The sequence below is a fragment of the Shewanella sp. K8 genome, from assembly GCF_028823715.1.
GTDB classification, from domain to species: Bacteria; Pseudomonadota; Gammaproteobacteria; order Enterobacterales; family Shewanellaceae; genus Shewanella; species Shewanella algae.
Genome location: NZ_JAPEHY010000006.1, coordinates 105238 through 131193 on the forward strand (window position 1 = coordinate 105238; position 25956 = coordinate 131193).

Sequence of the window (25956 nt, forward strand, 5' to 3'; positions counted from 1 at the left end):
TCGCAGGATGATGAAAATCCTTGTGTCAGCAGATGACTATGTTTCATTTGCTGAACAATGGTGCCGCTATCCGGCCGCATCTGGCAGGAGCCCTGTCAAATTGGTAAACTGCCGCCAGTTTAGGAAAACTCAGTTCAGGACAACAGAGAAACAATATGGCTCAGTTTGTATACAGCATGCTGAGGGTCGGCAAAATAGTGCCGCCCAAAAAGCAGATCCTCAAAGATATTTCATTGAGTTTCTTCCCCGGCGCCAAAATTGGTGTCCTGGGTCTCAACGGCTCGGGTAAATCCACCCTGTTGAAAATCATGGCAGGTCTGGACACAGAAATTGAAGGTGAAGCCCGTCCCATGCCGGGACTCAAGATAGGTTACCTGCCCCAGGAGCCCCAGCTTGATCCCAACAAGACAGTACGGGAAACCATAGAAGAAGCCGTCAGCGAAGCCAAAAACGCCCTCAAGCGTCTGGATGAAGTCTATGCGGCCTATGCTGAGCCGGATGCCGACTTCGACGCCCTGGCCAAGGAGCAAGGCGAACTGGAAGCCATCATTCAGGCCCAGGATGCCCACAATCTGGACAATATTCTCGAGCGCGCCGCCAACGCCCTGCGTCTGCCGGAATGGGACGCCAAGGTGGAGGTGCTCTCCGGGGGTGAACGTCGCCGGGTGGCCATCTGTCGTCTGCTGCTGGAAAAGCCGGAGATGCTGCTGCTGGACGAACCGACCAACCACCTTGATGCCGAATCCGTTGCCTGGCTGGAGCACTTCCTGCAGGAATACTCAGGCACTGTGGTCGCCATTACCCACGACCGTTACTTCCTCGACAATGCCGCCGGCTGGATCCTGGAACTGGACCGGGGTGAAGGTATCCCATGGCAGGGCAACTACTCCTCCTGGCTGGAACAGAAAGATGCCCGTCTGAAGCAGGAAGCCGCCAGCGAAAGCGCCCGCCAGAAGACGATTGCCAAGGAATTGGAGTGGGTGCGTCAGGGTGCCAAGGGACGTCAGTCCAAGGGCAAGGCCCGTATGGCCCGCTTCGAAGAGTTGAACAGCTCAGATTATCAGCGCCGCAACGAGACCAATGAGCTGTTTATTCCGCCCGGTCCTCGCCTGGGTGACAAGGTGATTGAGGTGCGTAATCTCACCAAGAGCTATGGTGACCGCATTCTGATAGACAACTTAAGCTTCAGCGTTCCCAAGGGCGCCATCGTCGGTATTATCGGTGCCAACGGTGCCGGTAAGTCGACCCTGTTCAGAATGCTCAGCGGCGCCGAGCAGCCCGACAGCGGTGAAATCGAGATAGGTGATACGGTACAAATCGCCTCTGTGGAACAGTTCCGTGACTCGATGAACGACAAGAACACGGTTTGGGAAGAGATTTCCGGCGGTCAGGACATAATGCGGATCAACAATCTGGAGATCCCGAGCCGCGCCTATGTCGGTCGCTTCAACTTCCGTGGTGGCGATCAGCAGAAGATCATCGGTTCACTTTCCGGTGGTGAACGTAACCGGGTGCATCTGGCCAAGCTGCTGCAGGCCGGCGGCAACGTGTTGCTGCTCGACGAACCGACCAACGATCTGGACGTGGAAACTCTGCGGGCACTGGAAGAAGCGCTATTGGAATTCCCCGGCTGCGCCATGGTGATCTCGCACGACCGTTGGTTCCTCGACCGTATCTGTACTCACATCCTCGACTACCGAGACGAGGGTCAGGTTAACTTCTACGAAGGTAACTACACAGAATACTCGGCCTGGCTGAAAAACCAATTCGGTGCCGATGTGATTGAGCCGCACAGACTCAAGTACAAGCGGATGACCAAGTAATAGAAAAACCGTACAAAAACGGAGGCAAACGCCTCCGTTTTTTATTTCCTTTAACCCAGGCCGGCTTCAGAATCGTCCAACTGCCTGCCACTGTCCGAGCGAAACGCCTGCTCTCTGGGCACACACTCAAACACTTCACGCACATAATGGCGTTTGCCGCGGTTACCTATCCGCTCCAGCTTCATTCCCGGCATCTGCCGCTGGTAGAGCTCGGCCTTGGCCGGATCCCAGGAGACCCGAATAATCTCCTGCGCCGCTCTTGTTGTTTCCACCAGGCACTTATAGTCCTGACGTTGCCCCTTGGGCTGTGCGGCAGCCAGGGGCAGACTCAAGAGTATGGCCAAAGACAATATCAGCTTGTTCATCATCCGCTCCTCAGTTGGCCTGATAGTAATAGATCTTGTTGGTAGACGGGCCGCCGCCGACACACTTATGATCGCCGGGTGGGCAGCCTGGATCCGGCTTCACCTTCTCCATCTTTTCGCCGGCATTGCCAATGCCTATCAAATACATATAGCTATCGGCCACAGTGCCATCACTCCTGATATTGGGCGGCACAACCAACTGCGGTGTATCCGGGACACTCTCTCCCATCTCCAGATAGGTTTTTGTGTAACTGCGGGTGCCCTTGTGCAGATCAAAGCCATAGAGGTAGCCCTGCCCGGCAACCAAACACTGGTTGGTGGAGGTCTGCGAGCCGGGCACATAGGAGGTAAAGAAAACCCGCCCTTTGATGATACTGGCATCGGAAAGGCTTTTTTCACCATTGCGGGTAAAGTCGTAATACCAACCGCGCTTGCGGCCAAAAGCAATATGTTCTTTCTCTGAAGTCGGCGACTTGGCAGTCACATCGTAAAGATCCGCCAACGTCAGTGCCTGAGGCACTGCCTTACCCTTGAAACTCTGACTAAGGGTATTTCTGTCCTGCAGAACAAAGAACATGTCCGAGCGACTGGTGTTCGATGGAGATGGCCTGAGTCCGGAGCCAACTACCACGGCATCGTAAGGGATCTGCTGCGCCGAAATCACCGTCTTTGACTGGCCGTTGACCGTGACACGGTTCTCGCTCAGATTGCCAAACATGGTTTGCGCCACCACAGGGGCGGCAAAGAAACGCCTGTCGGTATTCTCTGTGCTGCCGCCAAGAGAAGCAAACTTGAAGGCACTCCATTGTTTGGTGTCGGCACCAGCCATATCCAGCCGCCAAACATTGGCCCCGGTATCCGTGGCATAGATACGGTCAGTAACGCCATCACCATTGCTGTCAAGAATCGCGACCGAATTGGGAATGCTGTCCCTCAGCCCCGGCATTGGAGTATCACCGCTGGGGCCAAATCTGTGCAGTAACTTGCCGGTTTCGGCATCCAGAATGAACACCCCGCGGCCCTGGCTATCGGCGCCACCGACCTCCAGAGTATCCTTGGCCGGAGAGTACCCTGCCCCAAAGATGAGCACCGGCTTATCACCCTGACCTGGAATGGTGGTCACCACAGGCTTGGCCCAGCTTTGCCCCAACTCACTCATGCCGGCCGAGTCTGCGCTGATATGCCACATCAGGCTAGGCTTATCCGGATTGGTCACATTCATGGCGTAGTAACCACGGCCACCACGCCGCAGCCCCATAAATACCCAGGCCTTCTCCATCTTATTGCCGCTGCGCTTGATATAAGCCACGGGTGAACCATCAAAACCATAAACCGAATGCACGCCGGAAGGTACATTGGCCCTGAGCGTTGCCAGATTGGGCAAAAATTCCCAAGGCATAAAGGCCCAGCTCTCATTGACCGAGTCCCCTTTGTCCTGAAACATATGCAGCATGCCGTGGTTACTGCCCACCAGAATACGGATATCCGGGTTCTTTGCGGACGAACCGAAATCTATGGCCAAAGGTTTGGAATGCAAGGGGTCGCCCAGAAGGTCATGGCGCTTATCGCTGCGGCTGTTGTTTTGGTTGTCATCGTCAATATCCTTGCCGATAACCCAGTCGAACAGATCCTGCAGTTGGCTTTTGTCTACTCCCATATGCTGCGCCAGCTTGGCCTCGCCACCGGCGTAACTGCTGGCCGCGGCCTTGGTCAGGGGCGACAAACCGCCTTTGGAAGCAAAATTGCCGTAGAAAGTGCGCTGCTTTTGGTTATAGAGGGCCTCGGCCACCCCACCTTTGGTGACATCGTCGCCATCACCACCGGCGTTGCAAGCCGCCTGAGAGCTCCAGAAGGAGCAGGCCGAGGTATTGATATTGCCATTGTCGGCAATGGCCGGATTGCCGTTTTTGTCTACCACATCCCCTGTGCCTGTCACCCTGAATTTCTTGATATTGCCACGCCAACGGGGGCCCTTGTTGGGCAGGAACATGGAATAGTACACAGAGTCAAAGGTCTGCACCTTGTTAAAGTTGTTGCTGGCCACTGAGGGCGAGGTGAAACTGGCATTCTTCTCCAGAATTTGATTGACCACCAACTGGATTGCCGACTGCAGCTTGCTGGCATTTTGGGCATCAAAGTAACGGCCGCCGCCTTTTTCAGCAGTCTTTCTCAGCAAGGCTTCCGCCCTGGCCGCCCCCTCACTGAAACCTATGGTAAAAGTATTGACCGTCTGTTTGCCGGCCATATTGGGGTTGACATCATTGCTGGCCATCCAGCTGCTCAGGGCACTGAGATAACTGTTGCCATTACGGCTCACATAGGCATCCTTGCCCCCGGTCATCCCCTGCACCAAGCCGTCAGCGGCGCTATCCAGCGTCGGCTCACCGTCTGTGATATAGATTACATAGGCTTGGTTCTGACATTTTTTAAACGGTGAATCATAGATGCCATTCTTGATAATGCTCGGATCCGCTTGCGGCGTATTTTCCGTAAGGTAGGTGCGGGTGACTATGGGGCGGCCCCAACGATCAGTGACAACCCGCCCCCAATAGTCCCTCTTGTAGAAAGTGTAATCGCTGTCATCGTCTCCAAAATACACCCCTTGACCACTAAAGTAACGATAGGCCTCGTAGAGGGTTTCACACAAGGGTGTATTCTGGGCGTAAGCGATTTCCTTGACACTCTCGATAAGTGCTATCTTACTGGCAGCACTCTGCTGTTTTATCCCGGAGATGATCCGCCCGCCGTCACGCACTCCTTCCCTGTCATGGTTGAGGTTGAATATGGCCAGTCCCAAATCCACCCCGGGAGTCGTCACAATCACGTTCTGAATCGCTTCCTGGGCGAGTTGCAGGCGAGTCTTGGTGACCTTTTTCTTGTCGCTGTGGTACCAGCGTAGATAATCTTCTGTGTAGAGGGTCACCACACGACCTGTGCCAAAACCTGTGCGCTCGGCCGCGTCCTTAGCCGCCTTCTTCTGCGCCTCGGTCGAGCCATTGCTGACCTGGGTGTAGCTGATCACTTGATTGCGGTTACCGGCACTATCCAGCGGCAAACCATCGGGTATCCCTTCGGCATTGCCATAACGCTCATCCTGAATATCCTCGAAACAATCTACCAGGGTAACATTGGCACCATTGTTTTCGGGCAACTCTTTCCAGGTGCCATTTTGTCCGGAGAAACTGTATTCACGGACAAAACCGGTATAAATCCCATACTTGTTCAGATATTCCCAGGACGTTTGGCAGCCGTTATTGCTGCGCAAAAAACGCCAGGTCTTATCCTGCTTGCCCGGAACCGGCATATTGTCTGAATCAGGAGCACCTTTGGTGAAGTAAATAAATTCTTTCTTGGGCTCAAGAGCGCCACCACCTGCGCCGGGAGAATAACTCTCATCCACATCGTATACATAATTACCCATACTGGCTGAGTTATCGAAAATGATCAGCATTTGCGGCCGGGCACCGCTGCGCGATGAGGACTCATAAACATAGAGTTCAGTGTCATCGGCCAATAATGGGCTGGCCAATATAAAACTGCCAATACAGGAGAGCAACAAGGCCAGGAATCGCCTGCTGATTTGCCGCCAACAAGGGCCGATACATCCGTGATTTGTCATGGTAGTTACGTCGTGTTTTACCGGTGTTTATTCCACTGTTCTGATAGAGATAAACAAAACACCGGACTGTAAAATAAGGCTTTTATCTCTTCGAGCCTCTATTTACCACGACAGGAACACCCAAACAACAAATTAATCAAATTATTTACATTAATATCAAAATGTGTCGATTTGGCCTCAGGTTAATCAAACAGATTTGACCTTAGCCAAATATCTGACTCGACTTCAACATTTAACCGAACACCCGCACAATATCAGCCAGTTCATTTTAGAAGATCCGGTATTCACTACTATTATGGTGTTTTTAAAATGACCTTTATTCAAAACAGGAGTGGCACACCTCTTGGCTGCGCCGAATCAAATGTAAAATATATGTATCAAAACCTCAATTATAATTAACATGGCATTTGCTGATATCCTAAAAACTCGGAATAAGGCACCGAAGAAGAAAGTTATCAATAGGAGAGACTTGGCCACGAAAGAAACCTCTTGTTCGGGCATTTACCTATTTGATGCAAACAGAGCGATGAAGCCAACCCTGGGTTTCTCAGTCCAGATTTTTGCCGGCCTGGTCGATTTTTCTTCCTGTGGCAGAGTAAAATTCCTCATTCCTTGATACGCACTCAAACACTTCGCGTATGTAATGGCGCTGCCCACGATTGCCAATCCGCTCCAGCACCATTCCCGGCATCTGTCGCTGATAGAGTTCCGCCTTGGACGGATCCCAGGAGACCCGGATGATCTCCTGCGACGTTCTTGTTGTTTCCACCAGGCACTTATAATCCTGTCGCGTTTGCCCCTCGCTCGCCATCAGGGGGAAACATACGCTCAAAGACAAGCTAAGAATCACCTTGTTCACTGTACACCTCTGCGCTTCAATCGGCCTGGAAGTAATAGAGTTTGTGAGTCGCCGGGCCTTCACCGACACACTGTTCGTCCCCAGCAGGGCAGCCCTTGTCATCAACCAGCTTGTCCATGAGTGCTGCGGCATTCCCAATACCAATCAGATAGAGATAGCTGTCCCCGGCGGTTCCGTCGGCATTGGTGCCTGGCTGCACCACCAACTGCGGGGTGTCGGGGAGACTTTCCCCCGTCTCCAGATACGTCTGGGTATAGCTGCGCGCCCCCTTATGCAGATCAAAGCCGTAGAGATACCCCTTGCCCGAGACCAGACATTGCTCCGCCGAGGCTTTACTGCCCGGGACATAGGAAGTGAAAAACACCCGCCCTTTGATAATACTGGCATCGGACAGACTCTTTTCACCACTGCGGGTAAAGTCATAATACCAGCCGAGTTTGCGGCCAAAATCGATATGTTCCTGGGCGGAATTCGGCGCCTTGGCCGTCACATCGTAGAGTTCGGCCAGGGTCAGTGGTTGTGGGGGATCTATTTCATTGAAATTTTGGCTGGCAGTGTTTCTGTCCTGCAACACAAAGAACATGTCCGAACGACTGGTATCCGAAGGCGATGGCCTGAGTCCAGAGCCAACCACTACGGCATCATAGGGGATCTCCATGGATGAATTGACTGTCTTTGACTCGCCGTTGGTCGTGACCCGGTTCTCGGACTTATTACTTAACATGGTTTGCGCCACTACAGGCGCGGCAAAGAAGCGCCTGTCCGTACTCTCAGTGCTGCCGCCAAGAGAAGCAAACTTGAAGGCGCTCCAATTATTGCGGTCGGCATCGGGCAGGTCCAGACGCCAGATATTGGCCCCTGTGTCTGTAGCATAGATGCGGTCGCTGACACCATCACTATTGTCATCAAGCACGGCCACCGTATTGGGGATACTGTCTCTGAGTTCAGGCATTTCGGTATCACCGCCGGGGCCGAACCTGTGCAGCAACTTACCGGTTTCAGCATCCAGGATAAATACCCCGCGCCCCTGGCTGTCGGCGCTGCCCACCCTCAGAGTATCCTTGGCCGGAGAGTACCCGGCCCCAAAGATGAGTACCGGCTTATCCCCATAACCAGGAATACTGGTCACCACAGGTTTGGCCCAGCTTTGCCCCAACTCGCTCATGCCGGCCGTATCGGCATTAACATGCCACATCAGCTTGGGATTATCCGGGTTGGTAACATCCAGAGCATAGTAACCACGGCCGCCGCGCCGCAGCCCCATAAACACCCAGGCTTTCTCAAGCCTGTTGCCCACACGTTTGGTAAAGGCCACAGGTGAACCATCGAAACCATAAACCGAATGCACGCCCGACGGTGCATTGGCTTTAAGTTCAGCCAGATTGGGCAGAAATTCCCAGGGCATAAAGGCCCAACTCTCACTGACCGAAGCTCCCTTGTCCTGAAACATATGCAGCATGCCATGATTACTGCCCACCAGGATACGGATATCCGGGTCGGTTGCGGACGAACCAAAATCTATCGCCAGAGGCTTGGAATGCAGGGGGTCACCCAAAAGATCGCGGCGCTTATCGCTGCGATTGCCGTTGCGGTTGTCGTCATCGACATCCTCGCCGCGTGCCCAATCAAACAGCCCCTGCAACTGGCTGCTGTCTACCCCCATATGCTGCGCCAGCTTGGCTTCACCACCGGCATAACCGCTGGCGGCATCTAAGGTCAGCGGTGACAAGTCGCCCCCGGCGGCAAAATTGCCATAAAAAGTGCGCTGCTTTTGGTTATAGAGGGCTTCGGCCACCCCACCCTTGGTCACATCATCGCCGTCGCCTCCTTGACTGCAAGCCCCGCTGGAACTCCAAAAAGAACAGCTCTTGGCACTGATATTGCCATTCTCGGCAATGGCCGGCTCACCTTTGCTGTCGACCACTTTGCCTTTATCCGTCACTTGGAACTTCTTGATATTGCCACGCCAGCGAGGTCCCTTGTTGGGCAAAAACATCGAGTAATACACTGAATCCAAGGTTTGTAGCTTGTTGAAATTATTGCTGGCCACCGAAGGCGAGGTGAAGCTGGCGTTCTTCTCCAGAATTTGATTAACCACAGATTGAATTGCCGACTGCAACTTGCTGGCATCCTGGGCATCGAAGTAGCGGCCGCCCCCCTTTTCGGCGGTTTTTCTCAGTAAGGCTTCGGCCTTGGCCGCCCCCTCGCTGAAGCCTATGGTAAAAGTGGTCACTGTCTGTTTGCCTGCCAGATTGGAGTTAAGGTCATTCCGACTCATCCAACTGCTCAGGGCACTGAGATAACTCCGGCTTCTTTGGGTGATATAGGCATCCTCATCCCCCGTCATCTCTTGGATCAGATCATCGGCAGAGGCATCCTGAGTGGGTTCACCGTCGGTGATATAAACAACATAAACCTGGCTCTGGCATGGCTTGAACGGCGAAACATAGCTGCCACCCTTGATAATGCTCATATCCCTTTGCGGGGTATCTTTAACCAGATACTGATCGACAACCTTGCCATCGCTGTTTGTAAAAAAATAATCACTGTCTTTATCGGCGAAGTGCACTCCCTTGCCGCTAAAATAGCGAAAAGCCTCATAAAAGGTCTCACACAGTGGCGTGGCCTGGGCGTAGGAAATATCATTAATCCTGTTAATGAGCTCTATCTTGCTGGCAGCGGTCATGGACTTGATCCCCGAGATGATCCGTCCACCATCACGCTCCCCTTCCAGCTTGAAGTTCAAGTTGAAGATTGCCAGCCCCAAATCAACCCCAGGAGTGGTCACTATCACATTTTGAATCGCGTCCTTGGCGACCTGCAACCGGGTCTTGGTTACTTTCTTTTTGTCGCTGTGATACCAGCGCAGATAATCTTCCGTGTAGAAAGTAACCGGCCGACCCGTGCCGAAACCGGTTCGCTCTGCGGCTTCCTTGGCGGCTTTTTTCTGCTCAGCGCTGGAGCCGTCATTCACCTCTGTGTAACCAACCACTTCTTTACGATTACCGGTGCCATCGAGCGGCAAGCCATCTACAATTCCTGAGGCGTTACCATAGCGTTCATCCTGAATATCTTCGAAACAATCAATCAAGGTAAGATTGGCACCGGCATTCTCAGGTAATTCTTTCCAGGTACCATTCTGCCCCGAGAAGCTATATTCCCGAATAAACCCGGTATAAGTTCCATACTTATTTAAATACTCCCAGGAAGTTTGACAACCGTTATTCTCCCTCTTGAACCGCCGGCTTCCTTTCTGTTCATCCAACACAGGAATATTAACTGAATCTGGAGTGCCCTTGGTAAAATACAGGAACCCGCTTTCGGTATTTTGACTGCCGGAGCCCTCTACTCCCGAGTAACTTTCATCGACATCATAGACGTACTCTTCCATGCTGCGGGAGTTATCAAAAATGATCAGGATTTGCGGCCTATCGCCGGTTCGCGAGGAGGATTCGTAAACATAAAGCTCAGTATCATCGGCTGGTACCGGCCGCGCCATCATAAAGAAAATAGCCAGCAGAATTAAATTACGAGCTTGCTTTCCGCCATAACAATAACGTGAAAATTTTATACCCCTGTAAATATTCATTGTGTTTCACCATATTTATACAGGCACCAATACAGTATTCCATTAATAAACAGAACACCAAACCAAATAACAACACCAATATAAACAACTCAGTTAGCACATATAAAAACAGGCGCACAAGCACTGAAGAAAATAATTTAATATGACTTATAAATATGATGACCAAGTCTCATTAAAACCAAAGTAAAATGACTCCTGACAAATATCTGACTCGGCAAAAATTTACAACTGCACATCTTACAACTCATTTTATTAAAAACTGTTGCAGGCAAGGAACAGTTTGAGAGAACAGATTCAGACATTCGCCATCGGTCACATTTTCACACTGGAATTTGCGCTTTTTTACACTCATTTACCAGCTTTATGCTTGAGGCTCCCGTAAAATAGGCAACCTTCAGATCCTAGCGGATCTCTACCGGCATCAGATGGGACACAATGAAAAAACCTTATATCGGACTTCTGGTCCTTGGCCTTTGTGTGGCCGCCTATCTCCTCTTGACTCCGACGGCAGATAAAGCCGGCAACAAACCTGGCTCAGGCATGGGGATGGGCAAAGCCGCCGTTCCCGTAATTACCGCCACAGTCACAGAGCAATCCCTGGCGCAATCCCTGACTCTGATAGGCAAGCTGGAAGCAGAACGCTCGGTCACTATAGCGCCTCAAGTCGCCGGCAAGATAGACGCTATCGCAGTGCGCTCCAACCAGGAGGTGAAGGCAGGTGAACTCTTGCTGGTTTTGGAAGAGTCCAAGGCCAAGGCGGCGGTAATGGAAGCTGAATCTTATCTGGCCGATGAGCGGCGTAAGTTGGGCGAGTATGAAAAACTGATCGGCCGCAACGCCATTACCCAGACAGAAATTGATGCCCAACGCGCCAGCGTCAGTATCGCCGAAGCCAGGCTGGCCTCGGCCAGGGCCGAACTTTCCTACCATCATCTGCGGGCTCCCTTTTCCGGTACAGTGGGCCTGGTGGATTTCAGCAAGGGTAAACTGGTGAGCCAAGGAACCGAACTCTTGAGTCTCGATGATCTGAGCTTGTTGCGGCTCGATCTGCAGGTGCCCGAGTCTTATCTGTCGCAACTGAGTGTCGGCATGCAGGTACAAGGCAGCAGCAGTGCCTGGAACGGCCAACTGTTTCAGGGCAAGGTGGTTGCCATAGATCCCAGAGTCAACCCGGATACTCTCAATGTCAGGGTTAGAGTGGAATTCAAAAATAAAAACAAACGCTTGAGACCTGGCATGATGTTATCGGCCACCCTGACCTTCCCACCAATTCATCAGGCGGTAGTACCTGTACAGGCGTTGGAGTATTCCGGCACCAAGCGTTATGTCTACCGCATAGATGAAAACAGCATAGCCCACCGCACCGAAGTGCATTTGGGCGCCCGGGTCGACAATCTGGTGCTTATCACAGATGGCGTCAGCCTGGGGGATCGCATTGTGGTGCAGGGACTGGTGAATATTCGTGATGGCGCCAGTGTCAAGCCCTTGACCGCCGAAGCAGTACAGCAGACCGGGGAGCTTCACTGATGTTGTTATCCGATGTCTCGGTCAAACGGCCGATCAGCGCCATAGTGCTGAGCCTGCTTTTGTGTGTCTTTGGTCTGGTGTCTTTCAGCAAGCTGTCGGTGCGGGAAATGCCGGATGTGGAGAGCCCGGTCGTCACTGTGATGACCACCTATGAAGGGGCCAGCGCCTCTATCATGGAGAGTCAGGTCACCAAAAACCTTGAGGATGAGCTGACAGGCATCAGCGGTATCGATGAAATCACCTCGGTGAGCCGCAACGGCATGTCGCGGATCACTGTGACCTTCAAATTGGGCTGGAACCTCACCGAAGGGGTGAGCGATGTCCGTGATGCCGTGGCCCGGGCGCAGCGCAGGCTGCCGGAAGAAGCCAACGACCCGATAGTCTCCAAAGACAACGGCTCGGGCGAGCCCTCCATCTATGTCAACTTGAGCTCCAGCGAGATGGATCGTACCCAGCTCACTGACTATTCCCGCCGGGTACTGGAAGATAAGTTCAACCTGATCACAGGGGTCAGCTCGGTGGATATCTCAGGTGGCCTCTACAAGGTGATGTATGTGCGTCTCAAGCCTGAGCAGATGGCCGGCCGCAATGTCACTGTGCAGGATATCCTTGCAGCCCTGAAGGCGGAGAATATGGAATCCCCCGGCGGTGAGCTGCGTAACGACACCACAGTGATGACAGTGCGCACCGCCCGCCTCTATCTGAGCCCTGAGCAATTCGACTATCTGCAGGTCAGCAGCGCAAATGGCTCGCCGGTTTATCTCAAGGATGTGGCCGAGGTGTTTGTCGGCGCCGAGAATGAGAACTCCACCTTCAAGAGCAACGGCATAGTCAACCTCAGCCTGGGGATAGTGCCGCAATCGGATGCCAACCCGCTGGATGTCGCCAAAGATGTCTACAAGCAGGTGGACGCGCTGCAAAAGTTTCTGCCGGCCGGTACCCAGCTATATGTGGACTACGACTCGACCGTGTTTATCGATCAGGCCATAGACGAGGTGTATTACACCCTCTATATCACGGCGGCGCTGGTACTGCTGGTGCTGTATATTTTCATCGGCCAGCTGCGGGCAACGCTTATTCCTGCTGTGACTGTGCCGGTATCGCTGATCTCGGCCTTTATGGCCGCCTACTTCTTGGGCTTTTCCATCAACCTGCTGACCCTGATGGCACTGATCCTGGCCATAGGCCTGGTGGTGGATGACGCCATTGTGGTGGTAGAGAATATCTTTCACCACATAGAGCGCGGGGAAGACCCGCTGCTGGCCGCCTACAAGGGCACCCGCGAGGTGGGCTTTGCCGTTATTGCCACCACGGCGGTATTGGTGATGGTATTTCTGCCCATCTCCTTTATGGAAGGCATGGTCGGCTTGCTGTTCACCGAGTTTTCCGTGCTGCTGGCGGTGTCTGTACTGTTCTCATCCCTGGTGGCGCTGACACTGACACCTGTGCTCAGCAGCCAGTTGCTCAAGGCCAATGTCAAACCCAACGCCTTCAACCGCGCCTTGAATCGATTCTTTGCCGCGCTCGAGCTTAAGTATCGCGCCATGGTGGCCATTGCCATACGTCACAAGGTTGCGGCGCCCCTGGTGATCCTCGCCTGTATCGGCGGCAGCGCCTTGCTGGTAAACCATATCCCTGCACAGCTGGCACCGCAGGAAGACCGCGGGGTGATCTTCGCCTTTATCAAGGGCGCCGAAGGCACCAGCTACAACCGCATGACAGCCAACATGGACATAGTACAGGATAGGCTGATGCCGCTGCTGGGCCAGGGCGTGCTCAAGTCCTTCAGTGTGCAGGCGCCGGCCTTTGGTGGCCGCGCCGGTGATCAGACAGGTTTTGTGATCATGCAGCTCGAGGATTGGGAGGACAGGAATATCAACGCCGATCAGGCGCTGGTGATGATAGCCCAGGTATTGAAAGATATTCCCGATGTGATGGTGCGGCCCATGTTACCCGGCTTCCGTGGCCGCTCCAGTGAGCCGGTGCAGTTTGTTATCGGCGGATCCGACTATAAAGAGCTGTTCAAATGGGCACAGCTGCTGCAACAGGAGGCCAACAGCAGTGGCCTGATGCGCGGCGCCGATCTGGATTATGCCGAAACCACCCCTGAGCTTCTGGTCACGGTTGACAGACAAAGGGCGGCAGAGCTTGGTGTCAGTGTTGCCGATGTTTCGGAAACCCTGGAAGTGATGCTCGGCGGCCGCAAGCAAACCACCTATGTGGACAGGGGTGAAGAGTATGATGTCTACGTGCGCGGGGATGAAAAGCAGTTCAGCAGCATGAGCGACCTTAGCCAGATCTATATGCGTACCACCAAGGGTGAGCTGGTTACCCTCGACAGCCTGGCGCATATTGAAGAAGTGGCCTCGCCGCAGCGACTGAGCCATACCAATAAGCAAAAATCCATCACCATCAAGGCTAACCTCATGGATGGCGCCACTCTGGGGGAAGCGCTGGATTTCCTCGACGCCAAGGCGATTGAATCCCTGCCCGGTGATATCAGTATCAGCTACACTGGTGAGTCGAAAGACTTCAAGGAAAACCAGAGCAGCATGCTGCTGGTATTCGGTTTGGCTCTCTTGGTGGTTTATCTGGTTCTGGCGGCTCAGTTCGAAAGCTTTATCAACCCACTGGTGGTGATGTTGACCGTCCCCATGGGGGTATTCGGCGGCTTCCTTGGCCTGTGGCTGACACAACAAGGGCTCAACCTCTACAGCCAGATAGGGATGATCATGTTGATAGGCATGGTGACCAAGAACGGTATTCTGATAGTCGAATTTGCCAACCAACTGCGAGACAAGGGGCTGGCCTTTGAACAGGCGGTTATCGATGCCTCGGCGCGGCGTTTGCGGCCTATCCTGATGACCTCCTTCACCGCGATTGTCGGCGCGATTCCGCTGATCTTCTCCACCGGTGCCGGCTCTGAGAGCCTTATTGCCGTGGGAACCGTGGTGTTCTTCGGTATGGCGTTTGCGACCTTTGTCACCCTGTTGGTGATCCCGGCCATGTATCGACTCTTGTCCTATAACACCAAGTCGCCCGGCCATGTCAAAGACAGGCTCAATGCCGCTATCGCCCGGCAGCAGGCGCAGATAAACATAGGCTCAGGTTCAGATTGATTCTGCCGGGCTCAATAAAACACGGGATGCCAAGCGGCATCCCGTGTTTTATTGAGGAGTCAAAGAAAGGCTACTCCTTGAGCAGCATCTCAAAGCCACCCCAGATCATCCTCTTGCCATCGAACGGCATATCGCCGAGAGTCTCGGGAACGGAAGGATCTGTCATGATAAACTGCATACCTTTATCACGCGTGGCCTTGTCCGGCCAAACGATCCAGGAAACCACCACAGTCTCATCGTCCTGGCGCTTTATCGCCATAGGCATGGAAGTAAGCTTACCTTCCGGGACATCATCCCCCCAGCATTCTACCAGCTCCAAAGCCCCCTGAGACTTGAACAGACCCGCCGCCCGGCGTGCATGCTCAAGATACTGCTGTTTCTTGGCGCTGGGAACCGGAGCGACCATCACATCGATATAACTCATTCTCGCCTCCTTTGCTATGTTATCCCTGAACTTGCATCTTCCCTTGCAAGTGTAGGAGGCGAAACGGCATTTTGCCGTCTGATCCAATGGTTATCTGTCAGCCTGTCAGTATTCACAGCAGCAGGCTTGGTTCAACGCTTTACTTTATTTTGGCAAGGACTGACAGCGCTCAAGCCAAGAGCATTTGAAGCTTCAGGCATCAGATACTTTGATGCTCTACTCTGGAGGCGCTCAACAGGTTGTCATGCACGGGACAACGATGGCAGACAGTATCGAGAAACTGCTGCTTTTGTTCTGCAGTCATGTCGGCGTCAATATCGGCATCCAGGGTAATACGGCGAAACCCGACAGGATCCTCGCTGGCTTTCCCAAGTAAACCGTCGGAATTCATCTCGCCACGCACCTTGATGTTCATCCCCCGGAGATCGATTTTCTGCTCTCTGGCTACCATTCTGGCAATGGCAGAAATACAGCCCCCCAGAGAAAACAGGAAGGTCTCAAGCGGATTGGCTCCTTCGTTACCGGCCGTCGGTTGGTCAATGACCAAGGTATGCTCACGCACCTGCGCTGTCACTTTCCAGCCTTTACCCATTTTGGTTTCAAGTTCAATAATCTTTTCTGGCATGGTACACCCCTATCCATTAGAAAAACTTCATTGAGAATAATCTAATGATATATAGAATGCAAACCACCACAATAATAAACGCCAACTGGTTCACAATCGAAAACCCGGGCTTTGCGGCACTCGCTATGAGGGGATGCAATTTAAGCAAAACACACACCCTTTGCGGAAGGTGTGGCCCGGGTATTTGCTGATTTCAGTGGCCTGTGATTCGACTCAGGGCACAGATGGGACTTGCTCGCATCTTCCCTAAGACTCAGGTACTATTTTTAACCTTTCCAAACCAGGCGACTCAATCAAAGGATGAGAATGAGATCTGGAATAATAGCTGTATTAACTTGTTTTATTTACATGTTTTCTTCAACACTGGCTTGGGCCGAAGCAGAGACAAAAGTCTTACTCGCCGCCGAAGACAGCTGGCCACCTTTTGCCGACAGAACCGGGCAAGGCTTATCCCACCAACTGATAACCGCCGCTTTCTCTATTGAGCATATTCAAGTGGAAAGCTTGGTAGTGCCCTATTCCAGAGCCTTGATGATGGCCCGTAAGGGACAGGTGCAAGGGGTGTTCAATGTGACCCGTGAGCGCAGTACCGAGCCGGATTTTCTGTTTGGTGAAGAGCCGCTGTTTGTTGCCAATGCCTCCTTCTACTACAACAGAAATCGGCCACTGAATGCCCAAAACAAATGGCAGCTACCCAAGGGCAGCGTCGTTGGGATAATCAAGGGTTACGAATACGGCGATGAATTTGCCAAACTGAGCCAACAGTTACAGTTGGTACCGGTAGCCAGCCAGGAGCAATTACTCAACCTCTTGCTGCTTAACCGCATAGATGCAGCCATTATGTTCGACAAGGTGGCCGAAGGTTTTATCAAACGTATGGGGGTTGAAGAGGAGATCCTACCGGCATTTTCCAATCACCAGAGCCGAATATTTCTGGCATTTTCGCTGCAAAATGCCTCTTCTCCAAAGCTGGCCAAGGCACTGGATGAAGGACTGAGACAGATGAAACAAAGCGGTCAATACCAGCAGATCATCAGTAGCAGCCGCCTCTGAGCTGACCTTTGCTGGCGCGAGTGCTAAACTGCCTGGCGCGACTCAATTACAGGTATTTGCATGCAACTCAGCTTCAGCCCTTGGTTTCATTTTCAATTGCAGATCTACTATGAAGATACGGACTTTTCCGGCGTGGTGTATCACCCCAATTTTCTGAAGTACTTCGAGCGCGCCCGTGAACAGGTTATAGGTGCCAACGAACTGAAACGCCTGTGGCATTCGGATGGAATAGGTTTTGCTGTCTATCGCTCCGAGCTCACCTGTCAGGAAGGGGTCGAGTTTGCCGATATCCTGGATGTCCGTACCCGCTTTGCCTTCGAAAGCAAATACCGCACAGTGTGGGAACAGGAGATCTGGCGCGAAAACGCCGCCAGGGCGGCAGTCAGTGGCCGGGTTGAAATGGTGTGCATGAATAGTCAGCGCCAGCTTTGCCCTATGCCGGCGACACTACTCGAACAGTTGGGGACGCAGTTAAAGGCATAGCAGCAACAAGATTGGACCTATAGCCAATAGTTCAGCTCACCGTCTTGGTTTGCATGCTGTGCTTGGCGTACCAGTATTCAAGCTCAGGCGCCGTCTTGGGTTTGGCGACAATATCACCCTGCAGCTGATCGGCCCCCAGGGAGATCAGCATCTGTTTCAGCGCCATAGATTCGACCCCCTCGACAGTGACCTCAAAACCCAGTGACTTGGCCATCTGGATGCTGGCACGCATAATATGCTTGGCATTGCTGTTGCTGAGCAACTCTTCATTGAACGCCTTATCGATTTTGACTTCATCTACCGGCAGATTTTTCAAATAGGCCAGCGACGAGTGCCCGGTACCAAAATCATCTATCGCCAGACGAATGTCCAGTTGCCGCAGCCGCTCCAGGATTTTTATCGCCTGCTCAAGATCGGCCATCAGGCTGCTCTCGGTGATCTCTATCGCCAGTACCTCACCCGGCAACTGATACTCCTGCAGTTGGCGTTCAATCTCCTGCAGCATGCAGCCGTTGTTGAGATCCTGCGCCGAAAGGTTAAGCGCTATCCGCACCTTGAAGCCACCGCTGCGCCACTTGCGCTGCTGCATCATCACCTGCTCCAGCGCCCACTGACTCACCAGGCCTATCATGCCGGAATACTCGGCCAGTGGAATAAACTCGGCCGGAGAAATGGTGCCGAATTTGGGATGTTCCCAACGGATGAGCGCTTCAACCTGGCAACAAAGGCCGCTGCTCACCTCTTCTTTGGCCTGATAAACCAGATACAACTGCCCTGTCTTCAACGCCTTGGGCAGGCTGTTGATGATCTCCAGCTCGCGCATTTGGATACTGTCTTCACCCGTCTGATAACCGGCAAGCAGATCACGGCTATTGCGGGCTTTTTTCAACGCCAGATCCAGGCGGCGCAACATCAGGCTGAGATCGGTATGATGGGCATGCAAATCCAGATAGCCCATCTGAATGCGGATACTCACAGGCGTACCTTCAATATCAAAAGGCACCTGTAACCTGCCCCGCAGCCGATGCAGATCTTCTTCTGTCTGTTGCTGCTCAAAGTACAGCAGAAACTCATCTTCATTCATCCGAGCCAGTAATCTGGGCGCCTGCTGCAATCCCAGCAGGCGGTCTGCCATCTGCTTGAGCAGCTGATCGCCAAAGGCAAAGCCAAACAGGTCATTGACGTAACGGAAACGGTAGATGTCCAGCAGCACCATGGTGCCCTGTTGCAGCGGCATCAAGGCGGTAACGCTGCGCTTGAGCCCTACCCTATTGGCAAGACCTGTGAGTTTATCTTTCCCCACAGGTGGCGGAAGGGCCTGCAGCAACTTCTCCAGGCTATTGACCAGCTCATAGAAGGCGACCGGCACCCAAGGCAGTTCAAGTGGTGCGCGCGCTTTTATCTGATTGTCGAGTTGTTTGCCGAGCAGCTTGATAAAGCGCCGCTCTTTTTGACGTTGGCGACGCCACAAAAGGAGAATAAACACTGTGATTAACGCGATAGAAAGCAACCATGGGCCTATCATCAAAGCGGTATTCTCCCGTGAACGACAAAGATGGGTTAATTCAATACTTACTCATAGCTTTGCTTGATTGAATGGTACTTGTCCAGAAACTCATCAGTGCCTAGCAGTTCGGCACTGACGGGCAAGCCCCTGTCGACAAAGACTTCCAGACGCTGTTCAAGCTCGGCGCCGGCTCGCAACTCCCCGGCATAGAAGGCCGCCGAGCGAATGAAGTCCAGGTAAGTCACATGATCCGGCAGATAGGGCAAATCAGCCCAGCGCTCGACCACTTCCATCACATCCGGGGCAAAGTCCCAGCTCTTAAGTACCGCCCGCCCTATGGGCCCTTGCATCTTGCGCACCAAGGCTCTTAGCTGATCTATGCTGCCAAAGAGCTCCGGGTGAGCCTCGGCCTCGGTCAGTACCGGCAAGGCACCGATATTATGCACCAGCCCCGCCAGGGTTAAAGTATCATAATTCAGGCCGCTGCCCGGATGGGTCTTGTTATAGATAAGCAACATGGCGCCGGCCGCGGCGGTTACATCTATGGAAGTGCGCCACACTTCATCCATGACTTCCCACACCATCTCGTTGGTGGAGATGAACAACTGCTCCATGGCAATAGAGGTGGCGATGGATTTGATCTGCGCCAAGCCTATACGGGTTACGGCGCTGTTGATGTTTTCCGCAGGAATACCCCGGCTGTAGAAAGCACTGTTGGCTACCTTGATCAAACGCGCCGATATGGCGGCATCCTGACCTATGATATCGGCAACTTCCCTCAGGCTTGAGTCGGGACGACTGACCACCTCCTGCACCCGCATGGCCACTTCCGGCAAGGTTGGCAGCACCAGGGTATCGTTCTTGAGTTTCCGCAACAAACCAACCAAGAGTTGATGTTCGGTAGACATGCACTCTCCAATGTAAAAAAACTGTTCAGATACTGTGACTCAGTATATCAGCAACCCCGGCAGCCGTGAGCGTAAAAAAACGCCAAGTGATATCAAGTTGCCGTAGTTGGCTACTGAAATCGACTGCCGGTCACTGTTTAATCGCCACCTTGTCCCAAATGGTACCAGAAGTCGCACCTTCCTTTGATAAGGCAAGGTTTCTTGTTGTTATGCCCGTTGTGATTGACAGCCAATGTTTGGGATATTTGCATACCCCTACTTTAATTAAGTAAAATGCCGCCCCTGCTGCCAAGTCGTGCAACCGCCGGACTGCCGTTAATTGAGAGTAAATTATGTTTAAACCAGAGCTTCTGTCTCCCGCCGGGACCCTGAAAAATATGCGTTATGCCTTTGCCTATGGTGCAGATGCCGTATATGCGGGCCAACCCAGATACAGCTTAAGGGTACGTAACAACGACTTTAAGATGGAAAACCTGGCTACGGGGATTCAGGAAGCCCATGCTCTGGGCAAGAAACTCTATGTGGTCAGCAATATCGCTCCCCACAATGCCAAGCTCAAGACCTATATCAAGGACATGGAGCCTGTGGTCGCCATGCAGCCGGATGCCCTTATCATGTCAGATCCCGGTCTCATCATGATGGTTCGTGAAGCCTTTCCCGAGCAGGTAGTGCACCTGTCGGTACAGGCCAACGCCATCAACTGGGCCTCGGTTAAATTCTGGCAGTCTCAGGGGATCAAGCGCGTGATCCTCTCCCGCGAGCTATCGCTGGATGAAATCGAAGAGATACGCCAGCGTTGTCCGGACATAGAGCTGGAAGTGTTTGTTCACGGCGCACTATGCATGGCCTATTCCGGCCGTTGCCTGTTGTCCGGCTATATCAATAAACGCGATCCCAACCAAGGCACCTGCACCAACGCCTGCCGCTGGAAGTATGATGCTCACGAGGCCAAGGAAAATGAAACCGGCGACATAGTCGCAGTCAACCCGGTGCAGATAGAGCAGCCGACTCTGGGCCAGGGCCCAAGCAGCGATCAGATTTTCCTGCTGCAAGAAGCCAACCGTCCCGGCGAATATATGCCGGCCTTTGAAGACGAGCACGGCACCTACATAATGAATTCCAAAGATCTGCGCGCCATTCAGCACGTAGAACGCCTGAGCCGTATCGGTGTGGATTCATTGAAGATTGAAGGCCGCACCAAGTCATTCTACTACGTGGCCCGCACGGCGCAGCTTTACCGTCAGGCCATAGATGATGCCGCAGCCGGAAAGGACTTCGACCGTAGCCTGATGAACCGCCTGGAAGGCTTGGCCCACAGAGGCTACACCGAAGGCTTCCTGCGGCGTCATGTTCACGATGAGTACCAGAACTATGAATACGGCCACTCTATCAGTGACAACCAGCAGTTTGTCGGTGAGTTTACCGGTCAGCGTAACGCCGAAGGCCTGGCCGAAATCGAAGTGAAGAACAAGTTTTTGCTGGGCGACAGCCTGGAGATGATGACACCGCAGGGCAACATCAACCTGACATTGGAAAGCCTGCAAAACCGTAAGGGTGAAGCCATTGAGGCCGGTTTAGGTTCGGGCCATACCGTCTATATGCCGGTACCGGCCGATTTGGAACTGGACTCAGCCATCTTGCTGCGTAACTTGCCGGAGGGGACGGACACCCGTAATCCCCACGCCGAAACAAAAGCCGAAACCAAAGCCGCAACAAAATAAACCAGGCTTGATTGAAAACAGAGAAAGGCTGCCTTGGCAGCCTTTTTTATATGCTTTTTGCACACATTCACATTACCGAATACCACTGTGTTCTATATCGAATAGTCTCCTGCTACGGGGCGAGACTTATCAGGAGATCTCGGCAGCCGGTATACGGGCATTTTCACGGCGATTGGTCGCTGTGATAAACAGCAGGCCAATCACGGGAACCAGAATGGCAGCGAATGGGATCATATCGGCACCCACTTGGCTATCGAGCACCATGCCGCCGAGAAATCCGCCAAAGGCATTGGCCAAATTAAATGCCGAGATATTGGCGGTCGCCGCAAGCTCCTGACCATCGCCACCGTGATTCATGACCCTTAGCTGCATGGCGGGCACGTTGGCAAAAGAGGCGATACCGAAGATGAAAGTCGTCACGATAAACATCAGTTTGCTCTCAAGTGTCAGGCCAACCAGCAGCAGAGAAACTATCATCGCCAAGGTCCAGAACACAGATGCCTTCTGCAGATCCTTGTCAGAGGAGCGCCCACCCAAGGTATTGCCCACAATCAAGCCGACACCCACCACAACCAAGATCCAGGTCACCGCGCTTTCACCAAAACCGGTAACATGCATGGCAATGGGAGCCAGATAGCCGTAGAGGGTCATGAATCCGGACCAGGCAAAGACGGTTATCGCCAGGCTGAGCAGCAGCATGGGATTTTTAAAAGCCGCCAGTTGCGCCCTGACATCTTTGGCCTGACTGCTGCCTGTGGACTGGATCACTGTCAGGATGAAAAACAAGGCAACCAGACCCAATGCGGCAACGGTCAGGAAAGTGGTATGCCAACCAAATTGTAAACCAATCCAGGTTCCTCCTGGGACGCCAAGCACATTGGCCAGGGTCAGGCCGGCGAACATCTGCCCCACGGCTCGGCCGGCCATTTTTTCGGACACCAGATTAGTGGCCACCACGGCCCCTATGCCGTAAAAAGGACCTTGCACCAGGCCGCTGACAATGCGGCTTATCATCAAGACTTGATAGTCAGGGGCAAATGCCGACAACAGGTTGCCGGCAATGAACAACACCATCAAACCGGCCAGAACTTTCTTTTTGTTGAAACGTGCCAGGTAGATGGTGAGTATCGGCCCACCAAATACTATGGCCAGGGCATAAGCACTGATGAGATAGCCTGCCTGCCCTTCGGTAATTGACAATGAGGCGGCCACTTGGGGAAGTATACCGGCGATAACAAACTCGGCTGTGCCTATGGCAAATGCTGCAAGTGTCAAGATCCAGACCTGCAGCGGCATTTTTTGCTTGTTCATAATGAAATTTCCTGAGCTTTGAACGATGTCGGCTTGGCGCAGACACCGCACTATTGTTGTTGGGAATCGCTTTGGTAAAAGACGCTCAGTTGAGCAGCGCCCCGCCGTCGACATCGATAACCACGCCCGTCATATAGGGGTTTTGCAGCAATAACAGGTAGGCCATGGCGATATCAGCAGTCTGGCCAATCCTCCTTACCGGCAAGGCCGCTTCGGCGCGCTGATACATGGTGTTTCTGGCTTCGTCTGACATGCCATGGTGCGCTTGTGTGTCAGTCAACCCGGGACTGACGGCATTGACACGAATCGGAGCCAACTCCTTGGCAAGCACTCGGGTTACGGCTTCTAAAGCGGCATTGATTGCCGCTTTCACATAAGTCGCGGCAACCACTTTGCGTGCCAACATTCCGGAAGTCAGAGTGATGGAACCACCGTGTTTGATGTAACGTGCAGCCTGTTTGGCAGCATTTATTGCGCCCCAAAACTTGGTATCGAAGGCGGCTTTGGCCTGAGCCAGCTCAACATCAACCACCCTGCCTGCCGGAGCGAAGGAACCTGCGGTAATGATCAGGTGATCGAAGGCACCTACTGATTCAAAGAAGTGATAAACAGATTGCTCATCGCTGATATCCAGCCCGGTTCTACGACTCGCAACATGAACCTGTGCTCCTTCGGCCTTCAATAGCCCTGCGAGTTCGGCGCCTATGCCGGATGTTCCGCCTATAACCACATAAATTTGGTTGTCTGTTTGCATTGTGTCTGTCTCCAATTACTAAGATGGAGCCAGTATATTTATTGGATAAATTTTGATAATTGGTTAGCATTTGAATTGATTATTCAGCTCAACCAAATAATAAGCGGGACAAGTGGACAAATTTGCAGACATGACCTTGTTTGTCAGTATCGTCAAGAATCAGGGCCTGGCCGCCGCCGGTCGGGAATTGGGCCTGTCGCCGGCGACAGTCACCGCCAGATTGCAATCCCTTGAGGAGCGCTATGGTGTCAAGCTGCTGAATCGCAGCACTCGTCATATCTCCCTCACAGATTCCGGCGCCCTCTATCACCAGGCCAGCCTTGAAATAATCAGCAGTGTCAAAGAGACGGAAAACCTGTTGCAAACCGGTACCAAAGAAGTACGGGGGCCATTGAAAATCTCGGCGCCGCGGGACATAGGCAAACAATATGTGTCGCCGATACTGACGGCCTTTACTGAGCTTTACCCGGATGTCATCCCCTACCTCTATCTGAACGACAATCTCACCAACCTGGCAGAATCCGGATTGGATATAGTGATACGTTATGGTGAACTGGCCGACAGCAATCTGATTTCCCGCAAGCTGGCTTCCAGCAGAAGGGTTTTGTGCGCCTCGCCCGACTATCTGGCCAAAAAAGGCACCCCCATTACGCCGCAGGATTTGGTCGGCCATGATTGCCTGGCCATGATCCGCAGTAATGAAGAGCTGAAAACCTGGCATTTTCAGGATGATGAAGGCTACAAGGCCATCACGGTTGTGCCCAAACGCTTCTCGGACGATGGTGAAGTGATCCGCCAGTGGGCGCTGCAAGGTGCCGGCATTGCCCTGAAATCAATTCTCGATGTACAGCAAGACATCAAGCAGCAACGTCTGGTTACTGTGCTGAATGGCTATATGAAAAACTTCAGTGCTTCCTCCTCGGCAACTGGGGCTGATTTGAATGTTATTTACTTGAGTCGACAATACCAACCCAAGCGCATTCGCCTGTTTGTGGATTTTTTGATTGAAAGATTTCGCACCCAAACCCAAGGAAGTTCGCTGTCGAATTGAGACTTCAGGCAGGCAAAGCCTAACACCAATCTTTGCTGTGCCGCCCGGCTCACACTAATAGTGTTGCTCACAGGCACAGGCCCTGTGATAAAATCTGTGCTATGACTTAGTTTGGGCTGCACCTGCTACTGTTTTGTGCGCCAAGCGTTGACCGAAAACCTGCTCGGCAGGATAAGTAATTCCGAGGTAATACAAGGCAATGGCCTTAATCATTGATGACAGCTGCATTAACTGCGACATGTGTGAGCCCGAGTGTCCCAACCAAGCCATCACTATGGGTGAAGAGATCTATGAAATAGATCCGACGCGCTGCACCGAATGTGTTGGCCACTACGACAACCCAACCTGTGTTTCTGTCTGCCCTATAGACTGTATCGACAAGGATCCCGAACATCAGGAAACCCAAGACAAATTGCTGGTAAAATACGCTCAACTGACCGGCAAGCTATAAGGATAAAATGATGAAAACATTACTGCTTCTTGCTGCATTACTCAGTCTTGGCGCCTGTGCCGAGCTCAAGGAAACCGGCCGTACCATAGGCCATACCACCAGAGACGTGACCAAGGAGATAGGCCACACCACCCGGGATGTGACCCGTGAAATCGGCCACGCCTCCCGTGATGCCGCCAAATCAGTCAAGGAAGAATTGAAAGACTGAGCGCGCCAGCCAACCGGGCAAAGCTCAGCCTGGTTGGCAAGCGCATTCAAACATCAGAGTTATCAGGCGGCATTGGCCCGCATACCGTGAGGCACGGGCAAGCCGGCTTCATTCACATTGACGAAGACCATCTTGTCAATGCTGACAATAGGCGCCAGATTCAGTTTATTGCGCACTTCGCAGCGAATGGTGATGGAAGTATGCCCCAGGCTGATAAGCTCAAGGCCAAATTCAATCACATCCCCAAGCTTGGCCGGGGTCATAAAGTTGATTTCCGAGATAAGCTTGGTCACATGGCTGACACTCTTCATCTGGCATGCGGCGAAGATGGCCGCTTCCTCATCGATCCAGCTCATCAACTGTCCACCGAACAAGGCTCCCGCCGGGTTGAGATGTTCGTGTTTAACCAAACGCCGACTGTAGTATTTCATGTTTGCGTCCTCGCATTCGCCTGTGATTGGAATTCTCAATTGAACTAAAGCAAATTGGACGCCAAACATTCAATCAATATAATTCAATAAGTTACACCACACTTATGCTCATAACTGCCATTGCGATG

The 25956-nt window shown here is 52.7% G+C and carries 20 protein-coding genes; 9 read left to right on the forward strand and 11 right to left on the reverse strand.

Annotated features, from left to right (window positions below):
* The first annotated feature begins 155 nt into the window (after positions 1-155).
* Positions 156-1823, forward strand: coding sequence for an energy-dependent translational throttle protein EttA (gene ettA, locus ON072_RS05150; protein WP_025887609.1), 1668 nt, complete (start codon positions 156-158; stop codon positions 1821-1823).
* A 50-nt stretch (positions 1824-1873) separates the two neighbouring features.
* Here ettA and ON072_RS05155 read toward each other — a convergent pair whose 3' ends face one another.
* The 4 genes from ON072_RS05155 to ON072_RS05170 form a co-directional block, all read right to left on the reverse strand.
* Positions 1874-2188, reverse strand: a complete 315-nt coding sequence (locus ON072_RS05155) for a TapY2 family type IVa secretion system protein (RefSeq protein ID WP_028779050.1) — start codon at positions 2186-2188, stop codon at positions 1874-1876.
* A 10-nt stretch (positions 2189-2198) separates the two neighbouring features.
* Positions 2199-5717 (reverse strand): pilus assembly protein, encoded by a 3519-nt coding sequence (locus ON072_RS05160; protein ID WP_315903432.1) that lies wholly within the window; start codon positions 5715-5717, stop codon positions 2199-2201.
* Positions 5718-6354: 637 nt separating this feature from the next.
* On the reverse strand, positions 6355-6666 hold the full coding sequence (locus ON072_RS05165) for a TapY2 family type IVa secretion system protein (protein ID WP_044734008.1): 312 nt from the start codon (positions 6664-6666) through the stop codon (positions 6355-6357).
* Between the two features lie 16 nt (positions 6667-6682).
* Positions 6683-10255 (reverse strand): pilus assembly protein, encoded by a 3573-nt coding sequence (locus tag ON072_RS05170; RefSeq protein ID WP_240539461.1) that lies wholly within the window; start codon positions 10253-10255, stop codon positions 6683-6685.
* A 435-nt stretch (positions 10256-10690) separates the two neighbouring features.
* Between ON072_RS05170 and ON072_RS05175 the strand changes: the two genes are divergently transcribed.
* Together ON072_RS05175 and ON072_RS05180 are read left to right on the forward strand one after the other, a co-directional pair.
* Positions 10691-11782, forward strand: coding sequence for an efflux RND transporter periplasmic adaptor subunit (locus ON072_RS05175; protein WP_144437979.1), 1092 nt, complete (start codon positions 10691-10693; stop codon positions 11780-11782).
* Positions 11782-14901: a multidrug efflux RND transporter permease subunit gene (locus tag ON072_RS05180; protein WP_107005688.1), complete on the forward strand. Its 3120-nt coding sequence runs from the start codon at positions 11782-11784 to the stop codon at positions 14899-14901. Before ON072_RS05175 ends, ON072_RS05180 begins: the two co-directional genes overlap by 1 nt.
* A gap of 70 nt (positions 14902-14971) precedes the next feature.
* Here ON072_RS05180 and ON072_RS05185 read toward each other — a convergent pair whose 3' ends face one another.
* Both ON072_RS05185 and ON072_RS05190 read right to left on the reverse strand, forming a co-directional pair.
* Entirely contained in the window at positions 14972-15325 is a 354-nt protein-coding gene (locus ON072_RS05185) for a DUF1428 domain-containing protein (protein ID WP_025887599.1), read from the reverse strand.
* Positions 15326-15524: 199 nt separating this feature from the next.
* Entirely contained in the window at positions 15525-15950 is a 426-nt protein-coding gene (locus ON072_RS05190; protein ID WP_045282530.1) for an OsmC family protein, read from the reverse strand.
* A gap of 300 nt (positions 15951-16250) precedes the next feature.
* Between ON072_RS05190 and ON072_RS05195 the strand changes: the two genes are divergently transcribed.
* Both ON072_RS05195 and ON072_RS05200 read left to right on the forward strand, forming a co-directional pair.
* Complete coding sequence (locus ON072_RS05195) at positions 16251-17003, forward strand: substrate-binding periplasmic protein (protein WP_037436415.1); 753 nt, start codon at positions 16251-16253, stop codon at positions 17001-17003.
* 60 nt (positions 17004-17063) lie between these two features.
* Entirely contained in the window at positions 17064-17486 is a 423-nt protein-coding gene (locus tag ON072_RS05200; RefSeq protein WP_025009441.1) for a thioesterase family protein, read from the forward strand.
* 31 nt (positions 17487-17517) lie between these two features.
* On the opposite strand, the gene ON072_RS05205 is transcribed toward ON072_RS05200, so the two are convergent.
* Entirely contained in the window at positions 17518-19011 is a 1494-nt protein-coding gene (locus ON072_RS05205) for a putative bifunctional diguanylate cyclase/phosphodiesterase (RefSeq protein WP_261752916.1), read from the reverse strand.
* Between the two features lie 47 nt (positions 19012-19058).
* Positions 19059-19901, reverse strand: a complete 843-nt coding sequence (locus ON072_RS05210; RefSeq protein WP_123115959.1) for an HDOD domain-containing protein — start codon at positions 19899-19901, stop codon at positions 19059-19061.
* 332 nt (positions 19902-20233) lie between these two features.
* Here ON072_RS05210 and trhP point away from each other — a divergent pair, with 332 nt between their 5' ends.
* Positions 20234-21622: a prephenate-dependent tRNA uridine(34) hydroxylase TrhP gene (gene trhP / locus ON072_RS05215; protein WP_025009443.1), complete on the forward strand. Its 1389-nt coding sequence runs from the start codon at positions 20234-20236 to the stop codon at positions 21620-21622.
* A gap of 129 nt (positions 21623-21751) precedes the next feature.
* On the opposite strand, the gene ON072_RS05220 is transcribed toward trhP, so the two are convergent.
* Both ON072_RS05220 and ON072_RS05225 read right to left on the reverse strand, forming a co-directional pair.
* Positions 21752-22933: an MFS transporter gene (locus tag ON072_RS05220; RefSeq protein ID WP_144217354.1), complete on the reverse strand. Its 1182-nt coding sequence runs from the start codon at positions 22931-22933 to the stop codon at positions 21752-21754.
* 85 nt (positions 22934-23018) lie between these two features.
* Positions 23019-23687 (reverse strand): SDR family oxidoreductase, encoded by a 669-nt coding sequence (locus ON072_RS05225; protein WP_261752898.1) that lies wholly within the window; start codon positions 23685-23687, stop codon positions 23019-23021.
* A 112-nt stretch (positions 23688-23799) separates the two neighbouring features.
* On the opposite strand from ON072_RS05225, the gene ON072_RS05230 reads away from it, so the two are divergent.
* The 3 genes from ON072_RS05230 (at position 23800) to ON072_RS05240 (ending at position 25397) form a co-directional block, all read left to right on the forward strand.
* Positions 23800-24738, forward strand: coding sequence for a LysR family transcriptional regulator (locus tag ON072_RS05230; RefSeq protein WP_234502936.1), 939 nt, complete (start codon positions 23800-23802; stop codon positions 24736-24738).
* Between the two features lie 199 nt (positions 24739-24937).
* The gene (locus tag ON072_RS05235) at positions 24938-25189 is read left to right on the forward strand and encodes a YfhL family 4Fe-4S dicluster ferredoxin (RefSeq protein ID WP_261752897.1); all 252 of its coding nucleotides are present in this window, start codon (positions 24938-24940) and stop codon (positions 25187-25189) included.
* 7 nt (positions 25190-25196) lie between these two features.
* Complete coding sequence (locus tag ON072_RS05240) at positions 25197-25397, forward strand: hypothetical protein (protein ID WP_025009447.1); 201 nt, start codon at positions 25197-25199, stop codon at positions 25395-25397.
* A 62-nt stretch (positions 25398-25459) separates the two neighbouring features.
* Here the strand turns inward: ON072_RS05240 and ON072_RS05245 are convergent, their stop codons facing one another.
* Positions 25460-25828 (reverse strand): acyl-CoA thioesterase, encoded by a 369-nt coding sequence (locus ON072_RS05245; protein ID WP_025009448.1) that lies wholly within the window; start codon positions 25826-25828, stop codon positions 25460-25462.
* Between the last annotated feature and the right edge of the window lie 128 nt (positions 25829-25956).

Coding starts and splice junctions, on each gene's coding strand:
- ON072_RS05155 (WP_028779050.1), bottom strand. CDS start 2,188: ATGAACAAGCTGATATTGTCTTTGGCCATACTCTTGAGTCTGCCCCTG.
- trhP (WP_025009443.1), top strand. CDS start 20,234: ATGTTTAAACCAGAGCTTCTGTCTCCCGCCGGGACCCTGAAAAATATG.
- ON072_RS05200 (WP_025009441.1), top strand. CDS start 17,064: ATGCAACTCAGCTTCAGCCCTTGGTTTCATTTTCAATTGCAGATCTAC.
- ON072_RS05245 (WP_025009448.1), bottom strand. CDS start 25,828: ATGAAATACTACAGTCGGCGTTTGGTTAAACACGAACATCTCAACCCG.
- ON072_RS05235 (WP_261752897.1), top strand. CDS start 24,938: ATGGCCTTAATCATTGATGACAGCTGCATTAACTGCGACATGTGTGAG.
- ON072_RS05170 (WP_240539461.1), bottom strand. CDS start 10,255: ATGAATATTTACAGGGGTATAAAATTTTCACGTTATTGTTATGGCGGA.
- ON072_RS05205 (WP_261752916.1), bottom strand. CDS start 19,011: ATGATAGGCCCATGGTTGCTTTCTATCGCGTTAATCACAGTGTTTATT.
- ON072_RS05220 (WP_144217354.1), bottom strand. CDS start 22,933: ATGAACAAGCAAAAAATGCCGCTGCAGGTCTGGATCTTGACACTTGCA.
- ON072_RS05175 (WP_144437979.1), top strand. CDS start 10,691: ATGAAAAAACCTTATATCGGACTTCTGGTCCTTGGCCTTTGTGTGGCC.
- ettA (WP_025887609.1), top strand. CDS start 156: ATGGCTCAGTTTGTATACAGCATGCTGAGGGTCGGCAAAATAGTGCCG.
- ON072_RS05240 (WP_025009447.1), top strand. CDS start 25,197: ATGATGAAAACATTACTGCTTCTTGCTGCATTACTCAGTCTTGGCGCC.
- ON072_RS05190 (WP_045282530.1), bottom strand. CDS start 15,950: ATGCCAGAAAAGATTATTGAACTTGAAACCAAAATGGGTAAAGGCTGG.
- ON072_RS05180 (WP_107005688.1), top strand. CDS start 11,782: ATGTTGTTATCCGATGTCTCGGTCAAACGGCCGATCAGCGCCATAGTG.
- ON072_RS05225 (WP_261752898.1), bottom strand. CDS start 23,687: ATGCAAACAGACAACCAAATTTATGTGGTTATAGGCGGAACATCCGGC.
- ON072_RS05210 (WP_123115959.1), bottom strand. CDS start 19,901: ATGTCTACCGAACATCAACTCTTGGTTGGTTTGTTGCGGAAACTCAAG.
- ON072_RS05195 (WP_037436415.1), top strand. CDS start 16,251: ATGAGAATGAGATCTGGAATAATAGCTGTATTAACTTGTTTTATTTAC.
- ON072_RS05185 (WP_025887599.1), bottom strand. CDS start 15,325: ATGAGTTATATCGATGTGATGGTCGCTCCGGTTCCCAGCGCCAAGAAA.